At 36.1% G+C, this 21,955-nt stretch carries 15 protein-coding genes; 14 read left to right on the forward strand and 1 reads right to left on the reverse strand.

Annotated features, from left to right (window positions below):
- Window positions 1–4: 4 nt before the first annotated feature.
- Entirely contained in the window at window positions 5–1,945 is a 1,941-nt protein-coding gene (locus LNQ34_RS11605; RefSeq protein ID WP_229999825.1) for an OmpA family protein, read from the forward strand.
- Between the two features lie 257 nt (window positions 1,946–2,202).
- Here LNQ34_RS11605 and LNQ34_RS11610 read toward each other — a convergent pair whose 3' ends face one another.
- Entirely contained in the window at window positions 2,203–2,532 is a 330-nt protein-coding gene (locus LNQ34_RS11610) for a hypothetical protein (RefSeq protein WP_229999827.1), read from the reverse strand.
- A 317-nt stretch (window positions 2,533–2,849) separates the two neighbouring features.
- Between LNQ34_RS11610 and tnpA the strand changes: the two genes are divergently transcribed.
- The 13 genes from tnpA (at window position 2,850) to LNQ34_RS11675 (ending at window position 21,955) form a co-directional block, all read left to right on the forward strand.
- On the forward strand, window positions 2,850–3,302 hold the full coding sequence (gene tnpA, locus LNQ34_RS11615; protein ID WP_229999829.1) for an IS200/IS605 family transposase: 453 nt from the start codon (window positions 2,850–2,852) through the stop codon (window positions 3,300–3,302).
- Window positions 3,303–4,009: 707 nt separating this feature from the next.
- A complete protein-coding gene (locus LNQ34_RS11620; protein ID WP_017497881.1) occupies window positions 4,010–4,435 on the forward strand; it encodes a CBS domain-containing protein in 426 nt (141 codons plus the stop codon).
- 160 nt (window positions 4,436–4,595) lie between these two features.
- Window positions 4,596–6,887 carry an NADP-dependent malic enzyme gene (locus tag LNQ34_RS11625; RefSeq protein WP_229999831.1) on the forward strand — a complete coding sequence of 764 codons (2,292 nt, stop codon included), beginning with the start codon at window positions 4,596–4,598 and terminating at the stop codon, window positions 6,885–6,887.
- Window positions 6,888–6,964: 77 nt separating this feature from the next.
- Entirely contained in the window at window positions 6,965–7,546 is a 582-nt protein-coding gene (gene ruvA, locus LNQ34_RS11630) for a Holliday junction branch migration protein RuvA (protein ID WP_017497883.1), read from the forward strand.
- Between the two features lie 24 nt (window positions 7,547–7,570).
- A complete protein-coding gene (sov, locus tag LNQ34_RS11635) occupies window positions 7,571–14,794 on the forward strand; it encodes a T9SS outer membrane translocon Sov/SprA (protein WP_229999832.1) in 7,224 nt (2,407 codons plus the stop codon).
- Window positions 14,795–14,882: 88 nt separating this feature from the next.
- Window positions 14,883–15,263 carry a glycine cleavage system protein GcvH gene (gcvH, locus tag LNQ34_RS11640; RefSeq protein ID WP_026110132.1) on the forward strand — a complete coding sequence of 127 codons (381 nt, stop codon included), beginning with the start codon at window positions 14,883–14,885 and terminating at the stop codon, window positions 15,261–15,263.
- Entirely contained in the window at window positions 15,256–15,639 is a 384-nt protein-coding gene (locus LNQ34_RS11645) for a VanZ family protein (RefSeq protein WP_202702108.1), read from the forward strand. The genes gcvH and LNQ34_RS11645 overlap by 8 nt, the downstream gene beginning before the upstream one ends.
- Window positions 15,640–16,007: 368 nt before the next feature.
- A complete protein-coding gene (deoC, locus tag LNQ34_RS11650) occupies window positions 16,008–16,751 on the forward strand; it encodes a deoxyribose-phosphate aldolase (RefSeq protein WP_202702107.1) in 744 nt (247 codons plus the stop codon).
- A gap of 18 nt (window positions 16,752–16,769) precedes the next feature.
- The gene (locus LNQ34_RS11655; RefSeq protein ID WP_202702106.1) at window positions 16,770–18,893 is read left to right on the forward strand and encodes an energy transducer TonB; all 2,124 of its coding nucleotides are present in this window, start codon (window positions 16,770–16,772) and stop codon (window positions 18,891–18,893) included.
- A 159-nt stretch (window positions 18,894–19,052) separates the two neighbouring features.
- A complete protein-coding gene (gene cyoE / locus LNQ34_RS11660; RefSeq protein ID WP_017497889.1) occupies window positions 19,053–19,955 on the forward strand; it encodes a heme o synthase in 903 nt (300 codons plus the stop codon).
- A 2-nt stretch (window positions 19,956–19,957) separates the two neighbouring features.
- Complete coding sequence (locus tag LNQ34_RS11665; RefSeq protein ID WP_017497890.1) at window positions 19,958–20,557, forward strand: cytochrome c oxidase subunit 3; 600 nt, start codon at window positions 19,958–19,960, stop codon at window positions 20,555–20,557.
- A 42-nt stretch (window positions 20,558–20,599) separates the two neighbouring features.
- Entirely contained in the window at window positions 20,600–21,586 is a 987-nt protein-coding gene (locus LNQ34_RS11670; RefSeq protein WP_202702105.1) for a cytochrome c oxidase subunit 3, read from the forward strand.
- Between the two features lie 18 nt (window positions 21,587–21,604).
- Entirely contained in the window at window positions 21,605–21,955 is a 351-nt protein-coding gene (locus LNQ34_RS11675) for a cytochrome C oxidase subunit IV family protein (protein WP_017497892.1), read from the forward strand.

A 21,955-nucleotide genomic window follows, 5' to 3' on the forward strand; every position in this document is an offset into this window, starting at 1 on the left:
CTACATGAAAAGCCAAAAACTATACTATACCCTATCCTTTTTATTCCTCTTTTTTAATGCAATTGCACAAACCGGTAGTATAAAGTATGCCGATACCAAATACGAGAAGTATGCCTATATCGATGCTATAAAAATCTATGAAAATGTAGCTGAGAAAGGATACAAAGACGAAAAAATGTTCCAGCGTCTGGGGAATTCCTATTATTTTAATGGAGAATTGGTAAAAGCTTTAAAATGGTACGATGAATTGTTTGCTATGAATAAAGAACAAGAGTCTGAGTATTTGTACCGATACACACAATGCCTTAAAGCTGCTGGAAATTACGCTAAAGCAGATGTAATCTTAGAAAAATTCAATCAAAAACAGGCAACAGATAAAAGAGGGATCTTATTCGAATCCAATAAGAATTATTTGAACGAGATAAAAGCAAATTCAGGACGATTTGAAATTGCCGATGCCGGAATAAACTCTAAGTATTCAGATTATGGGAGTACTATTTTTGATAATAAACTAGTTTTTACATCTGCACGAGATACTGGCGGAGTCGCAAAGAAAAATTTCAAGTGGACCAACAGCTCCTTTACCAATTTATACACCTCCGAATTGTTACCGGATGGAAGTTTAGGAACACCGCAGCGTTTTCAGAAGAAAGTAAATACAAAATTCAACGAATCGACACCCGTTTTTACAAAAGACGGCCGAACAATGTATTTTACAAGAAACAATTTCTTAAACGGTAAAAGAGGCAGAGACGAGAATAAAGTTACCTTATTAAAGTTGTACAAAGCAAATTTAATAGAAGGAGAATGGAAAAATATCGAAGCACTTCCGTTTAACAGTGATCAGTATAGCGTAGCGCATCCCACCTTAAGTGTAGACGAAAAAACGCTCTATTTTGCTTCAGATATGCCGGGAACTTTAGGGCAATCCGACTTGTTTAAAGTAGCCATAAAGGAAGATGGAACCTTTGGGAAACCTCAAAATTTGGGAGCAGCAATCAATACTGAAGGACGAGAAACATTTCCTTTTATTTCCGATGATAACGAACTTTATTTCGCAACAGACGGAAGACCAGGATTGGGCGGACTTGATGTATTTGTGACAAAAATAAATGATCAGGGCACCTTTGAAGAAATACAAAATATTGGAGAACCAATTAACAGTCCGCAGGACGATTTTGCTTTTATAATCAATAGTAAAGACAGAAACGGATTTTTTTCTTCCAACAGAGATAAAGGACATGGATTTGACGATGTTTATCGATTTACCGAAAGACGAAAACTAAATTGCGAACAACAATTAACAGGTACTGTCACCGATTCAGAAACCAATGTCATTCTTTCAAATGCGAATGTGGCATTGTTGGATGAAAATTTCCAAGCCGTTGCAGAAGTCATCACTGATGAGAAGGGGAATTATGTTTTTCCGAATGTAAAATGTGGAAAAAACTATTTCGTACGAGCGTCGAAAACAGATTATGAAAGCAAAGAGGTACCGGTAGCAATTAAAAGAAATTCCGGAAAAACGACTTTATTGATTCAGCTGGAAAAAAGAATTAAACCCATTGAAGTGGGAACAGATCTGGCAAAAACGCTCGATATTCCGATCATCTATTTTGATCTCGACAAAGCCACTATTAAAAAAGAATCCGCTTATCAGTTAGAGAAAATTGTCGAAATTCTAAAACAATACCCAGCCTTAAAATTGGATATCCGTTCCCATACAGACAGCCGACAAACCCAACAGTACAATCAGGTTTTATCCGACAAGAGAGCTAAATCAACCCGAAACTGGCTGATTCAAAAAGGAGTAGACCCAGCCCGATTAACGGCAAAAGGATACGGCGAAACACAATTGGTAAACCAATGTTCTGATGGCGTAAAATGTACAGATGAAGAACATGAACGGAACCGAAGAAGCGAATTTGTAATCACCAATTTGTAAATAAAAAATAATAGTTTAAAGCTCTTTTCTAAATTTTAGAAAAGGGCTTTTTTCGTTGTTATCAAATTATTCGCAATCTTGTCATCCCGAGGAATGAGGGATCACACTAATAATTCGACAAAGATTGACGATATTGGGAATAAAGTTTCCTTCGTCAAAAGGACAAAACGATGCGTAAAATACACATTGGCATCAACAGCCCACAACAAAAACTTTGCGCCTTAGCGTCTTTGCGAGCAAAAAAAATAGTGATTTATTCATTCATTGACAGGGTGAGAACTAGTAGCAACGATTTGGCTAATTTCACTTAAAAACTCAAATTCATCCACGGGAAATATCTGGAGTACCGTTTCTAAAATGAGACCTACATTAATACCAGTCTCTGAATTTTCATATCGATTCTGATTCAACGCGAGAACGCATAATTTAAGCATGTCGGTAATCACATTGCCTAACTCAGAATAATTGGCAAACTTAATTTGAGTCGTATTGGCTTCTACATTGTCATTGGCCGATTTTGAATTGTGGAAATATCGGGCGGTTATTTTTTGTAGTTGTTCCAGATTTTTAAATTTATTTGTTTCCATGATAGCATTTTTGATGTATTAATTTCTATTCTTTTTTTAGAAATTAAATCTATTAAACTATTGGCATAAATAGCACGACATTTATGTCGTGTTAATAAAATGTTGTATTCTTTCTAATTTTAAGTAAGTTGGGGTTATTATTATTTAGGTTTTTTCTTATAAAATAATAGCTAGATTTGCAATAATAAATAGTTAGAAGTTTTAGAAAAGGGCTGAAAGCCCAAAAGCAAAAGCGTAGTGCAACGCACTACGAATTAGATAGATGATAACAATCGCCCTGAAAGGGCAAAAGCAACTAAAAAAACAGCAAGAAAAACATGCCGCAATCATTATCAAAAGTATATGTTCATTTGGTATTTAGTACTAAAAGACGTTATCCCTTTATTGACAATGTCATACAAGAGCGTTTATGGGAATATCTTGGCGGAATTTGTAAAGGATTAGAATGCAATCCAATTCAGATAGGAGGATATAAAGATCATGTACATGTACTGTGTTTACTATCTAAAAAAGTCACCCAAATGAAATTGGTCGAAGAAGTAAAAAAGCAATCCTCAAAATGGATAAAAACAATAGACGATTGTTACGCGAAATTCTATTGGCAGGATGGTTATGGTATATTTTCTGTCAATCCATCAGAGCTAGAGAGAGTAATACAATATATTAAGAATCAGGAAGAACATCATAGAAAGCGTACCTTCAAAGAAGAGTTGGTGGCATTTTTAAATAAATATCAGGTAGTTTATGATGAGCGTTTTCTATGGGATTAGTGCTTTTGCCCTTTCAGGGCTTAGGTTAGGAATCGTTTTTTGTTCATAGTGCGGTGCACTATGGCTATTGCTAAGGCTCTTTCAGAGCATGTTTGGAACGTTTATGATTTGAAGTTCCTTTATTATAAAAACAAAATATATTTAATTGATTATTCATAATGATAGATTTATAATAATAAGTACTCAAAGCCTTTAAAAAACAGGACTGAAAGCCAAAAAAAACATTAGCTTTCAGGGCTTAAGGTAGGAGTCATTTTTTATTCGTAATGGTACATTGCGCTGTTACTAAGCCTCGCTTATTATAAAACAAAACACATTTAATTGATTTATTCATAACCATAGATTTATAATGATGAGTACTTAAAGTCTGTAAAAATGGGCTGAAGGCCCAAAAGCATTAGCATAGTGCGTAGCGCTATGAAATTAGCGTAGTGCGATTAAATAGACAATGAGTATCGCCCTGAAAGGGCAAAAGCAAATTTTCAGCAGAATTCTCTTTTATTTAGAATAAATCAAATGACCAAAAAAACACTGCTCTTTTCGTAAAAAAGGATTAGAATTCGAGTGCTTTTTTAAACTAAAATTTATAAAATACAAAATATTAGTTATTTTGCTTAAAATGAATGTTTTATGGTTTTAAAAAACCGTTTTTCATTGTGGTGTATCTACATTTTTTTCTAACTTTATAAATCTAAAATTTTTCAGCTATGACTGTAGAACAAATATTAAACGCAAAAGGGAAAAATGTTTATTCAGTTCTTTCAACCACAACGGTTTATGAAGCCTTAAAGGTAATGGGAGAGAAAAACATAGGTGCTATTCTGGTTATTGATGGTTCCGATTTAAAAGGAATATTGTCTGAGAGGGATTATGCTCGAAAAATTGTTTTGAAAGATAAATCATCAAAAGAAACGTTTGTGCATGAAATTATGGAAAGCAATGTTTTCTCGGTAAAACTTTCAAATAAGATTGAAGATTGTATGGAACTAATGAGTACCAAAAGAATCAGACATTTACCGGTTCTGGAAGATGGAATTGTAGTAGGAATAATATCTATAAGTGATGTGGTTAAGGCTATTATAGAAATTCAGAAAGATACTATTAATCATTTAAACTCTTATATTTCGCAATAAAACAAGAAAAAAATAAAACATATCAAAAAAATAGTCCAAATTAATTTGGGCTATTTTTTTTTCGCTCCGAATTTTATTTTTAGGAAAAGAAAGCAGTAAAAATAGGCCATTTTAAAACAAGACTTATATCTTTGTAAGCTAGAATAAAAGCTAAAAATAAATGAACAAAGAGAGTAAAAGAAGAGAAGCGTTACTGTACCATTCAGAACCAACTCCAGGAAAAATTCAGGTAGTTCCAACAAAAAAATATGCAACCCAAAGAGATTTATCTTTGGCTTATTCGCCAGGAGTTGCAGAGCCATGTTTAGACATTGCAGCAAACGTAGAAGACGTTTACAAATATACAGCAAAAGGAAATTTAGTTGCCGTGATCTCAAACGGTACAGCAGTTTTAGGTCTTGGGGACATTGGTCCTGAGGCTTCTAAGCCAGTAATGGAAGGAAAAGGATTGTTGTTTAAAATATTCTCTGATATTGATGTTTTTGATATCGAAATCGGGACAAAAGATATCGAAGAATTCATTCAGACCGTAAAAAATATTGCTCCAACTTTTGGAGGGATAAATCTGGAAGACATTAAAGCACCGGAATCTTTTGAAATCGAAAGACGATTGGTAGAAGAATTAGACATTCCGGTAATGCACGACGATCAGCACGGTACTGCAATTATCTCGTCAGCAGCTTTAATTAATGCCCTTGAATTGGCAGGGAAAAAAGCAGAAGATGTAAAAGTCGTAGTTTCGGGTGCAGGTTCTGCAGCGATTGCTTGTACTGATTTATATGTTTTGTTAGGAGTTCAGGTTAAGAACATTAAGATGTTTAACAGTAAAGGACTTTTAACAAAAGATAATTCTTCACTATCAGAATTGCAGTTGAAATATGCAGTTGACGGAGCTAAAATTGATTTAGCAGAAGCAGTGAAAGGAGCAGATGTTTTCATCGGATTATCTTCAGGAGGTATTTTGTCACCTGAAATGTTATTGACAATGAACGAGAATCCAATTGTTTTTGCAATGGCAAATCCAAATCCGGAAATCGATTATAACTTAGCAACAGAAACCCGTAAAGATATTATTATGGCTACGGGACGTTCAGATTTTCCTAATCAGGTAAATAACGTTCTTGGATTCCCTTATATTTTTAGAGGAGCATTAGACGTACGTGCTACAAAAATTAACGAAGCGATGAAAATGGCTGCCGTAAAAGCATTAGCTATTTTGGCAAAAGAGCCGGTACCGGAGCAGGTTAACGTAGCATACGGAGCAACAAAATTAGGTTTCGGACAAGAGTATATCATTCCTAAACCATTTGATCCTAGATTGATTACTGTGGTTGCGCCTGCAGTTGCAAGAGCAGCAATGGAATCCGGAGTAGCAAAAAATCCTATTACAGACTGGGCAGCATACGAAGATGTGCTTCGCGAGCGTATGGGGAACGACAATAAAATGGTACGTTTGATTACCAACCGTGCTAAAGTAAGTCCAAAAAGAATTGTTTTTGCAGAAGCAGATCAGTTAAACGTACTTAAAGCAGCACAGATTGTACACGAAGACGGAATTGGTTTTCCAATCTTACTAGGAAATAAAGAAGTCATTTTAGAACTTAAAGAAGAATTAGGTTTTGATGCTGAACTAGAGATCATCGACCCTAAAACTAATGAAGAAGAAGCAAGACGTAACCGATTTGCTAATTCTTATTGGGAAACAAGAGGAAGAAGAGGAGTTTCGTTATTAGATTCACAAAAATTCATGCGCGAAAGAAACTATTTTGCTGCGATGATGGTGAACGAAGGAGAAGCAGATGCTTTGGTAACAGGTCATACAAGAAGTTATCCAACTGTTGTGAAACCAATGTTACAATTGATTGAAAAAGCACCGGGAGCCTCATTAGTGGCTACAGCCAATATGATGTTGACTTCTCGTGGACCAATGTTCTTGTCAGACACAGCAATCAACATTAATCCTTCAACAGAAGATTTGATTAACATTGCGATCATGACGGCTAAAACGGCTAAAATGTTTGGTGTAGAGCCTGTTATTGCAATGGTTTCGTATTCAAACTTCGGGTCTTCAACAAGTCCAAGTGCTTCAAAAGTGAGAGAAGCAGTAGCTTATTTGCATAAAAACCATCCGGAAATGATTGTTGACGGAGAAATTCAGGCAGATTTTGCCTTGAATCAGGAAATGCTTGCAGAAAAATTCCCTTTCTCAAAATTAGCAGGTAAAAAAGTGAATACCTTGATTTTCCCTAATTTAGATTCGGCTAACATTACTTATAAATTGTTAAAAGAACTTTACAAAGTAAATTCTATTGGACCAATTATGATGGGAATGGGTAAACCGGTTCACATTTTTCAATTAGGAGCAAGCGTTGAGGAAATGGTAAATATGGCTGCAATTGCAGTTATTGACGCTCAGGAAAAAGAAAGTAAAAAGATTAAATTAGCAAAATAGTAGAAATAATTAGGGTCAAATAATAATGTCGTATTTTTAATGCATTTTTGTTATATTTGACCTTAATAAATTATACTATGATAGCACATTTACAGGGGAAATTAGTAGAGAAAAATCCAACAGAAGTCATCATTGAGTGTGGTGGAGTAGGATATCAGGTAAACATCTCTTTACATACCTTTTCATTAATTCCCAATGTAGAAAATATAAAATTGTATACGCATCTTCAAATCAAAGAAGATGCGCATACATTATTTGGTTTTGTAGAAAAATCAGAACGCGAAATATTCAGAATGTTATTGTCGGTTTCAGGAATTGGTGCAAACATTGCCAGAACCATGTTGTCATCCATAGAGCCAAGACAAATCATCAATGCTATCGCCTCAGGAGACGTAGGTATAATCCAGTCCATAAAAGGAATTGGGAACAAAACAGCACAAAGAGTTATACTAGATTTAAAAGAAAAAGTGTTAAAATTGTACGATTTGGACGAAGTTTCTATCGTACAGAACAATACAAATCGAGATGAAGCGTTATCTGCTTTGGAGGTTTTAGGTTTTGTTCGTAAAACTTCTGAAAAAGTAGTAGAGAAAATCGTAAAAGAAGATCCGGAAGCTACTGTAGAAACCATTATCAAGAAAGCACTAAAAAGCCTATAAAACCAATTTATTTAAACCAAGAGTATGCGTAAAATTTGTATTTTTTTACTGTTTTTATTTTGCGGTAATGTTTTGCGTGCGCAAGTAAACCCAACAGTTCAAGATACAACTAAAACACAATTCTCCGTTGGTAAAGTAGAAATAGGAAATCCGCCAAGTATACTTTCAGCCTATCGGTATGATCCTATAACCGACCGCTACATTTACACCAGTTCAGTAGACGGTTTTAATATCAATTATCCAATTGTATTAACGCCAAAAGAATACGAAGATTTAGTTTTGAAAGAATCCAGAAGAGATTATTTCAGAAAAAAATCAGACGCTATTGATGGTAAAAAATCAGGAAGTGAGGCGGCTAAAAAGAATTTACTACCGCGATATTATATCAATTCAGGACTTTTCGAAAGCATCTTCGGAAGTAATACTATAGACGTAAAGCCAACAGGATCAGTAGAAATGGACTTGGGGATCCGGTATACCAAACAGGACAATCCAGCTTTTTCACCAAGAAACAGATCCAGTCTAACGTTTGATTTCGATCAGCGAATCAGTATGAGTTTGCTGGGGAAAGTAGGGACCAGATTAGAGGTAAATGCTAATTATGATACCCAGTCTACTTTTGCCTTTCAAAATTTATTTAAACTTGCTTACACGCCTTCAGAAGATGATATTGTTCAGAAAGTGGAAGTGGGTAACGTGAGTATGCCTTTAAACAGTACCCTGATTCGAGGCGCCCAAAGTTTGTTCGGGGTTAAAACAGTCTTGCAATTTGGTAAGACAACCGTTACCGGAGTTTTCTCAGAACAGAAGTCACAAACCAAGAGTATAGTTGCAGAAGGTGGCGGTACCGTACAGAACTTTGATTTGTATGCGCTGGATTACGATAACGACCGACATTTCTTCTTATCTCAGTATTTCAGAAATAAATACGATACATCATTAAAAAGCTATCCTTTTATCGATAGCCGTGTTCAGGTTACCAGAATAGAAGTTTGGGTAACTAATAAACAAAATAGGGTCGCAACCAACAACAATAACTTACGTAACATTATCGCGCTTCAGGATTTAGGAGAAGGACAGGTTACGGGAGTTCCGGACAATCAGGTGGTGGTGATAAGCAATCCGGTTGGATTTTTTAATAACCCTATCGATACACCAACAAACAACACCAACAATAAATACGATCCGGCTACTATTGGAAAACCAGGAGCCTACCTAAATTCTAATATTAGAGAAATCGTAACGGCAAAATCTGGATTTAATAACGCAAATACCAGCGAAGGAACAGATTATTCTGTATTAGAAAACGCCAGAAAATTAACCGCAAACGAATTTACTTTCAATCCGCAATTGGGATACATTTCCTTACAGCAGCGTCTGGCCAATGACGAAATTTTAGCAGTAGCATTTGAGTATACTGTTGGAGGAAAAGTCTATCAGGTAGGGGAGTTTGGAAGTGACGGGGTTGACGGAACTGTAGTGACCGGAAACAACAATGCCAATAAAGCGATTATTACTCAAAGTTTAGTGTTAAAAATGCTGAAGAGTAATTTGACGAACGTTCAGAATCCGGTTTGGAATCTGATGATGAAAAACGTGTACCAAATTCCTCAGGCGTATCAAATCAAACAAGACGATTTCAGACTAAACATACTGTATACAGATCCTTCCCCAATCAACTATATTTCACCGGTACCGGGAACAACATTCCCTGCAAATCCTACCGCAGATAATAAAGTAGAGCTTACCCCTTTATTGAATGTCTTTAATCTGGACCGATTGAATTATAACAATGATCCGCAAGCCGGAGGAGATGGTTTCTTTGATTATATTCCGGGAATTACAGTAGACGTTCAGAATGCTCGAATTATTTTTAGTACCAAAGAGCCTTTTGGAGAATTGTTATTTAAAAAGTTACAAAATACAGGTTCGGGTGAGAACTACGACGATCCAACGACCTATAATGCCAATCAGAAAAGATATGTGTTCAGAAACATGTACCGAAACACACAGTCCGGAGCTTTGCAGGACAGTGATAAGAATAAATTTTTATTAAGAGGAAAATACAAATCATCAGGAAGCAATGGTATTCCAATCGGAGCGTTTAATGTTCCGCAGGGATCTGTTGTGGTTATGGCAGCCGGAAGAAGACTGGTGGAAGGGATCGATTATAGCGTAGATTACCAATTAGGACGTGTTCAGATTTTAGATCCTTCGCTTCAGGCTTCTAATACACCAATTGAGGTGTCATTGGAGAATAACTCAATTTTCGGACAACAGACTCGAAGATTTATAGGTTTCAATGTTGAACATAAAATTTCAGATAAATTTATTGTAGGAGGAACTTATTTGAAAATGAACGAAAGACCGTTTACTCAAAAATCAAGTTACGGTCAGGAATCTGTAAACAATACAATCTTTGGATTCAACGGAAATTACTCTACCGAAGTTCCTTTCTTCACCAGATTAGTTAACAAATTACCAAACATAGATACAGATGTTCCTTCCAATCTTTCGATTAGAGGAGAAGTAGCTTTCTTAAAACCGGATGCTCCAAAAGCCAGTGATTTTGAAGGTGAGGCAACCATTTATATTGATGACTTCGAAGGTTCTCAGTCTACCATCGACATGCGATCAGCGTATGCGTGGAGTCTGGCTTCGACGCCATTTGTAAATTCTATCAATGACAATACTTTTAATGCCAATTCAACTACATTAGAATATGGCTTTAAACGTGCAAAATTGTCCTGGTATACTATCGACCCTGTCTTTTACGCTTCAAAACCATCGGGTATTTCAAATGATGATCTGTCATTAAATACCACGAGACGTATTTATAGCCGGGAATTATATCCAAATACAGATATTGCTCAGGGACAGATTCAGGTAGTGAATACATTGGACTTAACGTATTACCCTTCTAACCGCGGACCTTATAACAACAATCCGAATTTTGGTGCAAGTCCCGCCGGTTCTAATTTTGGAGGAATCATGCGTGCTTTGAATTCGACCAACTTCGAACAGGGGAATGTCGAGTATATCCAGTTTTGGGTAATGGATCCTTATGTAGGTAATGGAGAAGCAGCAATTAATAATACCGGAAAAATTTATTTCAACTTAGGAGAAATTTCGGAAGACGTTTTAAAAGACGGAAGAAAACAATACGAAAACGGATTAGGCCCGGATCAGATCATGGTAAATCCCAGACCGCTTTGGGGAGATGTTCCGGCATCACAATCTTTAATTTATGCCTTTGATAATAACGCAGGTAATCGTAGCAATCAGGATGTTGGTTTAGACGGTTTACCCAATTCGAAAGAAGCTTCAGTATATACAAATTACGGTGGAGAAACAGATCCGGCCGGGGACGATTATACCTATTATTTGAATACTGATGGAGGCGTTTTAGACCGCTATAAAAATTACAATGGTACAGAAGGGAACTCTCCTGTAAGTATCGATTCCCCAAACCGTGGATCAACAACTTTACCGGATGTTGAAGATATCAACCGTGATAACACCATGAGTACCATCAATGCCTATTATGAATATAGCATCGATGTAAAACCGGGAATGCAGGTGGGACAGAACTTCGTTACAGACATTCGTGAAGTAAGTAATGTTGAATTGCCAAACGGATCAACGACAACAGCAAGATGGATACAGTTTAAAATTCCGGTTGCTCAACCGCAAAATACTATCGGAAATATTACCGATTTCAGATCGATTCGTTTCATGCGTATGTTTATGACCGGCTTTAGTGATCAGATGACTGTTCGTTTTGGAGCTTTGGATTTAGTGAGAGGAGAATGGAGAAGATATACCGGTACACTTGATGCCAATGATACAAATCCGGCTGACGACGGAACAGAGTTTGATGTTGCGGCAGTAAACATTCAGGAGAATGGTACAAAATGTCCTGTGAATTACGTGGTGCCACCGGGCGTTCGTAGAGAGCAGCTGTATAATAACAATACCATTATCAATCAAAATGAGCAAGCCTTAGCGGTTAGAGTTGGCGGTTCAGGATTACAATATCAGGATTCAAGAGCGGTTTTTAAGAACGTAAGTGTAGACATGCGTCAGTACAAAAAACTGAAAATGTTTTTACATGCTGAATCATTGCCAAACGAAAACACGTTACTCGATGATGAAATGGTAGGTTTTATCCGTTTTGGAAATGACTTTACACAAAATTTCTATCAGGTCGAGGTTCCTTTAAAAGTGACCAGAACCGGAGGGTCCTGTAGCATAAGTCCGGATCAGGTTTGGCTGGAAGAGAATAATATTGATTTAGCACTGGAGTTATTGACCCGAATGAAAATTAAGGGGATGACTGTTGATATTAATTCTGATAAAAGAGATGTTAACGGGATTTATTATCCGGATGACGATCTGAGTATTGGCGGAGGTGATGGAGACGGCAGATTAAGATTAGGAATCAAAGGAAACCCTAATTTTGGTTTAGTCCGAACATTGATGGTAGGTGTTAAGAGTAGGGCAGATCATAAAACCATCAAAGGAGAGATTTGGTTCAACGAACTTCGAATGGCCGATCTGGAGAACAAAGGTGGTATGGCGGCAATTTTAAATATCGATACCAATATGGCAGATTTTGCTACCGTATCGGCTACCGGTAAAAAGAGTACCATTGGTTTTGGATCTTTAGAACAAGGAGCAAATGAGAGAAGCCGTGAAGATCTTCAGCAGTATAATATTGTTACCAATTTGAATTTAGGAAAATTATTACCACAAAGATGGGGAATCAATTTGCCGTTTAATTACGCAATTGGAGAAGAAGTTATCACACCAGAATACGACCCGTTCAATCAGGATATAAAATTAAAACAGCTGATTAAAGAAACGACCGATGAGGCAGAGAAAGAAAACATCAGAACCAGAGCTGTTGACTATACCAAAAGAAGAAGTATTAACTTTATCGGCGTAAGAAAAGACAGAGCACCGGAACAGAAGCCGCATGTTTATGACGTTGAAAACTTCACCTTTTCACAATCGTACAATCAGGTAGAACGTCACGATTATGAAGTGGCAGATTACGTAGACGAGCAATCGAATAGTGCCGTGAATTATGCGTACACCTTCCAGCCAAAAGAAGTGGTTCCGTTCAAGAAGACTAAATTCATGAAGAAAAGTGAGTATTGGAAAATGCTGAGTGATTTTAATTTTAATTATTTGCCTTCAAATGTTTCCTTTAACACGAATATTTTGAGACAAAGTAACCGCCAGCAATTTAGAGAAGTGGAGGTACAGGGAATTGGTCTTGATCCGTTGTACAGACGAAACTTTGCCTTTAATTATCAGTACGGTTTTGGTTTCAATTTAACGAAATCTTTAAAAATTAACTATACAGCTGCATCCAATAATATCGTAAGGAATTTTCTAAATGATGACAATACACCAAAACAGGATTTTAATATCTGGGACGATTATTTTGATATTGGAACACCAAATCAGCACGTACAACAGTTAGTGTTGAACTATGATATTCCAATTCATAAAATTCCGGTTTTAAGCTTTATCAAAGCAAATTATTCGTATACCGCCGACTATACCTGGCAGCGCGCTTCGACTGCATTATCTGAATATGTTGATCCTGTCAGCGGAGGTACTTTTGATTTAGGAAACACTATTCAGAATGCCAATTCGAATACACTTACGACAACGCTTAATATGAACATGCTGTACAAGTATTTAGGATTAACTCCAGGTCCAAAAACAGGAGCAAAACCTAAAGCGGCAGCACCGCCAAAACCGGGGGAGAAGATTGTAAATACGGCAAAACCGGCTACCACTAGCAGTCCATTCTATGATGGCATGATTGGTGTTCTGACCAGTATAAAAAATGTTCAGGTAAATTATACCGTGAATAGTGGAACCGTTTTACCGGGGTATACACCGGGTGTTGGTTTCTTCGGAACATCGAGACCTACTTTAGGATTTGTTTTCGGAAGTCAGGACGACATTCGTTTTGAAGCGGCGAAAAGAGGATGGTTAACCTCTTACCAGGATTTTAATCAAAGTTTTACTCAGGTAACCAATAAGCTTCTGAAAGTAACGGCGAACATCGACTTATTGCCTGATTTGAAAATTGACCTGAACATGGATCGTAATTATTCTGAAAATAATTCAGAGCAGTATAGTGTTGTTAAAAATAATGTGACCGGAGATTTAGATTATAAGGCTTTGTCACCGTATAATTATGGGATGTTCTCTATTTCAACAGTGCTTATAAAAACAGCATTTTCGACCAGCACTGCAACAGAGTCTGCCGCATTTGATGATTTCAGAAACAACCGTATGATTATAGCAAACCGTCTGGCAGAGGAGCGTTATGGTGCAGGAGCGCCAATTCCGAGATATGGAGATGCTAATAACCCGATTCCGGCTCCTACAGATCCTAATTATAAAGTATATACTGCTAATGAAGGGTATCCGATAGGATTTACCAAAAGCAATCAGGCGGTTTTATTACCAGCATTTTTAGCAGCCTATACAGGTAGTAATGCATCAAGCAGCTCGACAGATATTTTTAGAAGTTTTCCAATTCCAAACTGGAGTATTAAGTACAACGGTTTAATGCGTTATAAATATTTCAAAGACAAATTCAAGCGTTTTTCTTTGCAGCATAATTACAGAGCATCGTATACCATCAATCAGTTCAGATCTAATTTTGACTATATAGAGAAGCCTAATGGACAGGATGTGAATACCAATTTCTTTAACAAAACCATCATGTCTAATATTAACCTCGTGGAGCAATTCAGTCCGTTAATTAGAATGGATTTTGAATTGAAAAGCTCATTACGTGTATTGACAGAGATTAAAAAAGACAGAGCTTTGTCTATGAGTTTTGATAATAATTTATTGACCGAAGTAAAAGGAATGGAATATGTGGTAGGTTTGGGCTATCGTTTTAAAGATGTAATTTTCTCCTCAAGACTTGCTGATTCACCAACGGGAATTATAAAAAGTGATATCAATATTAAGTGTGACTTCTCGTATCGAAATAATGAAACCTTAGTGCGCTATTTAGATTATGACAACAATCAATTAGCGGCAGGACAAAATATATGGTCGTTAAAACTTACGGCAGACTATGCATTCAGTAAAAACCTGACGGCGATATTCTATTACGATCATTCGTTTTCGAAAGCGGTAATCTCGACATCATTCCCTTTAACGAATATTAGATCAGGATTTACACTTCGATATAATTTTGGGAATTAATTTTGAATTTCTAAAGAGGATTTTATTATAAGATTATTACATTTGTGCCTCAATTATTAAACTATCAATTTTCAAACACACAACTATTATGAGCATACCAGCAAATTTAAAGTACACAAAAGATCACGAATGGGTTAGCATCGAAGGAGATGTTGCAACAGTAGGAATTACTCATTTTGCACAAAAAGAGTTAGGAGATATCGTGTATGTTGAAGTAGAAACTTTAGATCAAAAACTTGACAGAGACGAGGTTTTTGGAACAGTTGAAGCTGTAAAGACAGTATCAGATTTGTTTTTACCATTAACAGGAGAAATCATTGCCTTCAATGAAAATCTTGAAAGCGAGCCTGAAACTGTGAATTCTGATCCTTACGGAGATGGATGGATGATTAAAATTAAAATTGCTGATGCATCAGAAATTGATTCTTTATTGTCTGCTGACGCTTATAAAGAACTTATAGGTGCCTAAACAATTGCTCTTAATCTGGGCAATTATCTGCTCAGGAATCATTACTTATTTTTGTTTAACAGATTCCAGTAATATTCCGGCGGTAAATTTTCCGAGTATAGATAAGATTGTCCATTTTTGTTTTCATTTTGGATTTACAATTTCCTGGATTTTGTTTTTCAAAAAAGAGCTGAAAGGAAAAGCACCAGACGATTACAAAGCCTATTTAATTTCATTTATATTTTCTGTTTTTTTCGGAATTACAATCGAAATTCTGCAAGGTGTTTTAACGGTTACACGAGCATCAGATGTAACAGATGTTTTAGCCAATACACTTGGAGCTATTTTTGGCATCTTTGCCGCTATAGTTTTTAAAAAACAAATCGATAAAATTTAAGAATATAAAACCCGCTTCGGTGGGTTTTTTTGTGCTCTAATCTTAACACTTTCAAGGCTGGTTAAAGCTTTGCGGCTTCGCGAGCAATGTTATTTAGTCCGGAAAAAATGAAAAAAAGATTTAATATTTTTGATTAACGATTTTTGATGTCAGATGTTTGAAAGGATATAAAATTGATAATTGAACTATTGAGCAGCATTAAATCAAAACTCAGCAATCGTTAATCTTCATTCTAAAATCATCTAATTTAATGATGTTCCTTTGTTTTAAAAGAAACCCGTGGCTACTTTACGTAAATCTTCCCGGCCTTTGCAGTTCATTCTAATTTAAAATGTACTTTTGCAGAATTCTCAGAACACGCGCAAATCATGAATGTTAAGCAATATTTGGACTCTACGTATTTAAAAACAGCCTCCCAGGCAGGACTTTCGGAAGCAGAAAATACCCTTGTGGTTAAAAATGCTATTGAAGAGGCGATTCGCGAAGGCTTTAAACTAATCATGATTCGGCCTGAACAGGTGGTTTTGGCAAAAGAAATGATTCATAAAGCCAATTCGACTTTGCTGATCGGTACAGTCATTGATTTTCCTGAAGGGGACTCAGATTTAGAGTCTAAATTAAAAGAAGCCAACAAAGCAATAGAAGACGGAGCAGATGATCTGGATTTTGTTTGCAATTATAAGGCATTCAAAGAAGGAGATGTTGACCTGGTCAGACAAGAGATTTTAGTGGGAACACAAATTGGTCTTGCAAGTAATAAAACAGTGAAATGGATTATTGAAGTTGCGGCCTTAAATGATACACAGATCATTCAGCTTTCGGCATTGATCAAAAATGTAGTGATGTCTCATTTTAAAGAAGAAAACTACGCTTCAGTTTTCGTGAAGTCGTCCACTGGATTTTATAAAACCGAAAACGATTTGCCAAACGGAGCTACCCTTCCAACAATTATAATGATGTTAGAAAACGCATCACCTTTGCCTGTTAAAGCTGCCGGAGGAGTTCGGTCTTATCAGGATGCCATAGAAATGATTCGCTTAGGTGTAAAACGAATCGGAACCTCTGCTGCAAAAACAATTGCGGATGGAGGGAATACCTCAAATCAATATTAAATAAAAACCTAAATTTACGTGAATAAGATTGCCCTGTCTTTTATTTTAACCTTAACCGCTTTGTTTGCTTTTTCGCAGGAAAGTAACAATACTTCAATCAAACCTGGTTTCGCTGCAGAACAGTTTCCGGTTTTTCCAAACTGTGAAAATCTTCAATCCAAGCAACTAGAAAATTGTTTTTATAAAGAAGTGCAGGATTTTGTATTTCAGAATTATCAGGTGCCTGAAAATCTAAAACAAGCCAATTATAAAGGGGAAGTAAAAGTCTTATTTGAAGTAGATGCAAATGGCGAGTTTAAAGTGATTTATGTAAACGCGTTAAACGATGCGTTATCAGAAGAAGCTAAACGTGTTTTTAAGAAGTTTCCCAAGATCAAGCCTTCTACCTATAACGGAAAACCAACTTATTCTAAATACACAATTTCGATCGATATTCCTTTAAAAAGTGCCGATCAGATTGCTCAGGAAGCATTGGCTGCTGCCCAAATTTTAAAGCCTCTGGAAAAGCCAATGACAGAACTGGATAGTATTGTGTATAAAAAATACAACAATCCGGAATTTGAAAGTCATTTGAATATTCCGTTTTCACACAGTTATTATGCACAATTTGATAAAGCAATGAATCAGGTGGGAAGTAATAACCATACCGCATCAAAGCCGTATACGTATGCTGAAGTTTCAAAATATTATAATTTAAAAGCAGTAAATCAATCCCTTCAGAAAAATGTCTCCAGTTGGCTGGGGAGAAAATTCTGGAATGAAAATATGGTTCAGATTCAGGGAGAAGATTATTGGCTGTCCTTAAATCCTATTGTGGATCTACAAATGGGAAAAGCTTCGGATTTGGATGCTTCCTATACCTACGTAAATACACGTGCCTTAAATTTCAGAGGAGGATTAGGAAAACAAATCAATTTTACCACAACTATCTTTGAAAGTCAGGGGCGGTTTGCGGGTTATTATAATGATTTTGCCGAGACACTAAAACCGTCGGGAGGAAATCCGGCTATTCTTCCGGGAATGGGAATTGCCAAACGATTCAAAACGGATGCTTATGATTTTCCTTTAGCAGAAGCAAATATTACCTACGCGCCAAGTAAATTTTTTGATCTGCAATTGGGTTATGGAAGAAATTTTATTGGTGATGGATACCGTTCATTGCTCGAAAGTGACGGAGCAAGTCCGTATCCGTATTTTAAAATCAATACGACCTTTTGGAAAATAAAATACACCAATACCTATATGTGGCTCAAAGATGTTCGTCCGGATGTGACCCTGGAGAGAACTTATGCCACAAAATTCATGGCCAATCATTACTTAAGTTGGAACGTGTCTAATAAGTTGAACTTAGGTTTTTTTGAATCAGTAGTCTGGACCGATACAAATAATAGAGGTTTTGATATTAATTTTGTGAATCCAATTATTTTCTACCGTTCTGTCGAGTTTGCATCATCATCAAGAAGTGGAAATGCATTATTGGGAGTAACGTCTAAATACAAGTGGAGCAATACTGTTAATTTGTATGCTCAGTTTTTATTGGATGAATTTTCATTAGGAGATATGAAAAGCGGAGACGGCAGCTGGAAAAATAAATTCGGATACCAATTGGGAGCAAAATATTTCAATGCATTTGAAGTAAAAGATTTGCTGCTGCAGTTAGAATACAATCATGTGCGTCCGTATGTATATGCGCACAGTGCGGTGATTACCAATTATGGGCACAACAATCAGAGTGTAGGACACCAATGGGGAGGTAATTTTTCGGAACTGGTGGCAATCGGACGTTATCATAAAGGGCGTTATTTTGCTGATGCGAAATTTACCGTTGGAAAAAGAGGTTTGGACTTTGATACCGCTGAAGATAGCTTTAATTACGGAGGTAACATTTATAAAAACTATGATGAGAAACGACCGTATGATAAAGGTGTAAAAGTAGGACAGGGGAATAAAACAAATGTTTTTATAGCAGATATACAAGGGGGATACCTGATAAACCCGATGACGAATCTGAAACTGTTCGGAAGTTTTTTATATCGAAATTTTGATCCCACGAAAAATACACCCACAACTTTTAAGCAAAGTACCACCTGGTTTTCTATCGGATTGCGTTCCGATATCTTCAATTGGTATTTTGATTACTAGTGTTTTTAATAAGATTTTTTGATATAATAGTGTTAAAGATTTGCAAGTCCTTATTTTGTAAAGGTTTTATTGAAAAAAATCTAATTTTATAGGTCTAAATTCTACAATCTAATTTGTACATTTGCACCACTCAAAAAAAACATACAAATAATTACTGTATTGAACGCGACTAAAAATACATTTTCACTAAAATCAATATTTACCGATTTCAAAGAGATTACCAAAGCTGGTTTAGCAATCAGCGTATTGTTCTCTTCTGTGGCCGGATATTTATTGGGAGTTAATGAGGAACATCCTTTTAAATGGAGTGTTTTGGCAGTTTTGGCAATCGGTGGATATTGCATGGTTGGAGCTTCGAATGCATTTAATCAGGTGATCGAAAAAGATATCGATGCTTTAATGGACCGAACCAAAAATCGCCCGGTTCCTTCAGGACGCATGTCTCCAAAAATGGCTTTGTTTGTAGCAAGTTTGCTTACTATTATTGGTATTGCCTTGCTTTACACTATAAATGCTAAGTCGGCTATGTTTGCCGCAATCTCCATATTCTTATACACCAGTATTTATACCCCTTTGAAAACGGTAACTTCGTTGTCTGTTTTTGTTGGTGCTTTTCCGGGGGCAATTCCTTTCATGTTAGGCTGGGTTGCCGCTACAGGAGAATTTGGTATAGAGGCCGGAACGCTGTTTTTGATTCAGTTTTTCTGGCAATTTCCTCACTTTTGGGCAATTGGCTGGTTTTTGTATGAAGATTATGAGAAAGCCGGAATCTTCATGTTGCCAACAGGGAAAAAAGATAAAGGAACCGCTTTGCAGGTTATTTTATATACAGTTTGGTTGATTGTTGCTTCGTTATTACCGGTTTTAGGATATACAGGGCAATTGTTTATTTCGCCAATAGCAGCAATTTTAGTGTTTTTGTTAGGTTTATGGATGTTGTTTTATGCAGTACGTTTGTATCAGTTAAGAACACCAAAAGCAGCGAGAACATTAATGTTGGTAAGTGTTTCGTATATCTCGTTACTGCAAATCGTATTTATAGTAGATAAATTTTTAAGATAGTTATGGAAATGACAATGACAAAAACAGAAACGGCAGCGGAAGAGAAGCTAAGGAAAGCCAAATCGGCAAAACTTATCCTCTTGTTTGCAATGGTAAGTATGACCATGATGTTTGCCGGACTTACAAGTGCTTTTGTGGTAAGTAAATCAAGAGCCGACTGGTTGAAGAATTTTGAATTGCCAACGGCATTTTATTATAGTACAGCAGTTATTTTGGCTTGTAGTGTTACTTTTTACCTGGCTAAAAAAGCCATTCAGAAAGACAATAGAAGCGCTACTACAGCTTTACTTTTGGGAACTTTAGCTTTAGGGATTTTGTTCGTGGTGCTGCAATTTGCAGGTTTTGGACAAATCGTAGAAAGCGGGTATTATTTTACAGGAGAAGGTAGTTCAATTACTACAACATTTTTGTATGTAGTAACCGTGACACACTTGTTACACTTGGCTGGAGGATTAATTTCACTTTTAATTATAATTTATAATCATTTTAAACAAAAATACAATTCGACTCAAACTCTTGGTATAGAACTAGGTGCGATGTATTGGCACTTTTTGGATTTATTATGGTTGTATTTATTTTTATTTTTATATTTCTTTAAATAAGAAAAAAACGTAAATTTGGGAACTTTTTAACGAATATCTTTTATGGGAGCGACAGTTACTACTGCAAACAACGACGAAAAAACTTGGGGAGGCGGTCATGAGATCCAGCCATTAGGAGCAAGTTATGGTAAAATGATGATGTGGTTTTTTATCGTATCAGATGCCTTAACATTCTCTGGATTCCTTGCTGCTTATGGTTTTTCAAGATTTAAATTTATTGAAACCTGGCCTTTGGCTGATGAAGTGTTTACTCACTTTCCTTTTATGCATGGCGTTGCGGCACCAATGTATTATGTAGCCTTAATGACTTTTATTTTGATTTTCTCATCTGTAACAATGGTTTTGGCCGTTGATGCAGGTCACCAATTGAAAAAAACAAAGGTTGCAATTTATATGTTCTTAACGATTATTGGAGGTTTTATCTTCGTAGGCTCTCAGGCCTGGGAGTGGAAAAACTTCATTAAAGGAGAGTATGGAGCAGTTGAAACAGCAGGAGGAAGTTTACTGCAGTTTGTTGATAAAGATGGTAAAAGAGTTGCTCTTGCTGATTTTGCGGTTAAATTACCGGAACAAAGAGAAGCTTTAACAAGGAGCCATTCAACATGGTTTATGGAAGATGCTCAGGCACAGCCAACTTATACAGTTGCAGAAGTTCAGGCAGGTTTTAAAGCTCATCCTGAAGTTTTAATCAGAACAGAACAACTTACAGATAAAAAGAAAAAAACAGTTTTATCAAGAGAAGAGTCTGAAGCTCGTTTAGCAAGTGCTAAATATGTGGTTGAAGGTGCTAATTTGATTAGAAACGAATACGGAAATAAATTATTTGCTGATTTCTTTTTCTTCATCACAGGATTCCACGGATTCCACGTATTTTCAGGAGTTATCATTAATATCATTATCTTCTTTAATGTATTATTAGGTACTTATGAAAAAAGAAGAAGCTACGAAATGGTAGAGAAAGTTGGTTTATACTGGCACTTTGTCGATTTAGTTTGGGTATTTGTATTTACAGTTTTCTACTTAGTTTAATTTTAGATTTTAATTATTATGTCACACGAGCACGTATCAAATACAAAAAGAATCTGGTTTGTTTTTGCATTACTATCAGTAGTAACTACAGTAGAGGTTATTTTAGGTATCTACAAACCTGCATCATTAGAGTTTAATCATTTTGTTGGCTTGAACTTATTGAACTGGATTTTTTACATCCTTACAATTTTTAAAGCTTATTATATAGTATGGGCATTTATGCACATGGAAGGTGAAAAAAGCAGCCTTAGATGGTCTGTTGTAGCACCTGTTATTTTCCTGGTATTATATCTATTGTTTATTCTGTTAACAGAAGGGCATTATATTTATGGGGTTTTTAAAGATTCTACTATTAAATGGAATTTTTAA

The sequence above is a fragment of the Flavobacterium lipolyticum genome (genome assembly GCF_020905335.1).
GTDB classification, from domain to species: Bacteria; Bacteroidota; Bacteroidia; order Flavobacteriales; family Flavobacteriaceae; genus Flavobacterium; species Flavobacterium lipolyticum.

Coding starts and splice junctions, on each gene's coding strand:
- LNQ34_RS11675 (WP_017497892.1), top strand. CDS start 21,605: ATGTCACACGAGCACGTATCAAATACAAAAAGAATCTGGTTTGTTTTT.
- tnpA (WP_229999829.1), top strand. CDS start 2,850: ATGCCGCAATCATTATCAAAAGTATATGTTCATTTGGTATTTAGTACT.
- LNQ34_RS11625 (WP_229999831.1), top strand. CDS start 4,596: ATGAACAAAGAGAGTAAAAGAAGAGAAGCGTTACTGTACCATTCAGAA.
- LNQ34_RS11610 (WP_229999827.1), bottom strand. CDS start 2,532: ATGGAAACAAATAAATTTAAAAATCTGGAACAACTACAAAAAATAACC.
- deoC (WP_202702107.1), top strand. CDS start 16,008: ATGAATGTTAAGCAATATTTGGACTCTACGTATTTAAAAACAGCCTCC.
- LNQ34_RS11670 (WP_202702105.1), top strand. CDS start 20,600: ATGGGAGCGACAGTTACTACTGCAAACAACGACGAAAAAACTTGGGGA.
- gcvH (WP_026110132.1), top strand. CDS start 14,883: ATGAGCATACCAGCAAATTTAAAGTACACAAAAGATCACGAATGGGTT.
- LNQ34_RS11620 (WP_017497881.1), top strand. CDS start 4,010: ATGACTGTAGAACAAATATTAAACGCAAAAGGGAAAAATGTTTATTCA.
- LNQ34_RS11665 (WP_017497890.1), top strand. CDS start 19,958: ATGGAAATGACAATGACAAAAACAGAAACGGCAGCGGAAGAGAAGCTA.
- ruvA (WP_017497883.1), top strand. CDS start 6,965: ATGATAGCACATTTACAGGGGAAATTAGTAGAGAAAAATCCAACAGAA.
- LNQ34_RS11605 (WP_229999825.1), top strand. CDS start 5: ATGAAAAGCCAAAAACTATACTATACCCTATCCTTTTTATTCCTCTTT.
- sov (WP_229999832.1), top strand. CDS start 7,571: ATGCGTAAAATTTGTATTTTTTTACTGTTTTTATTTTGCGGTAATGTT.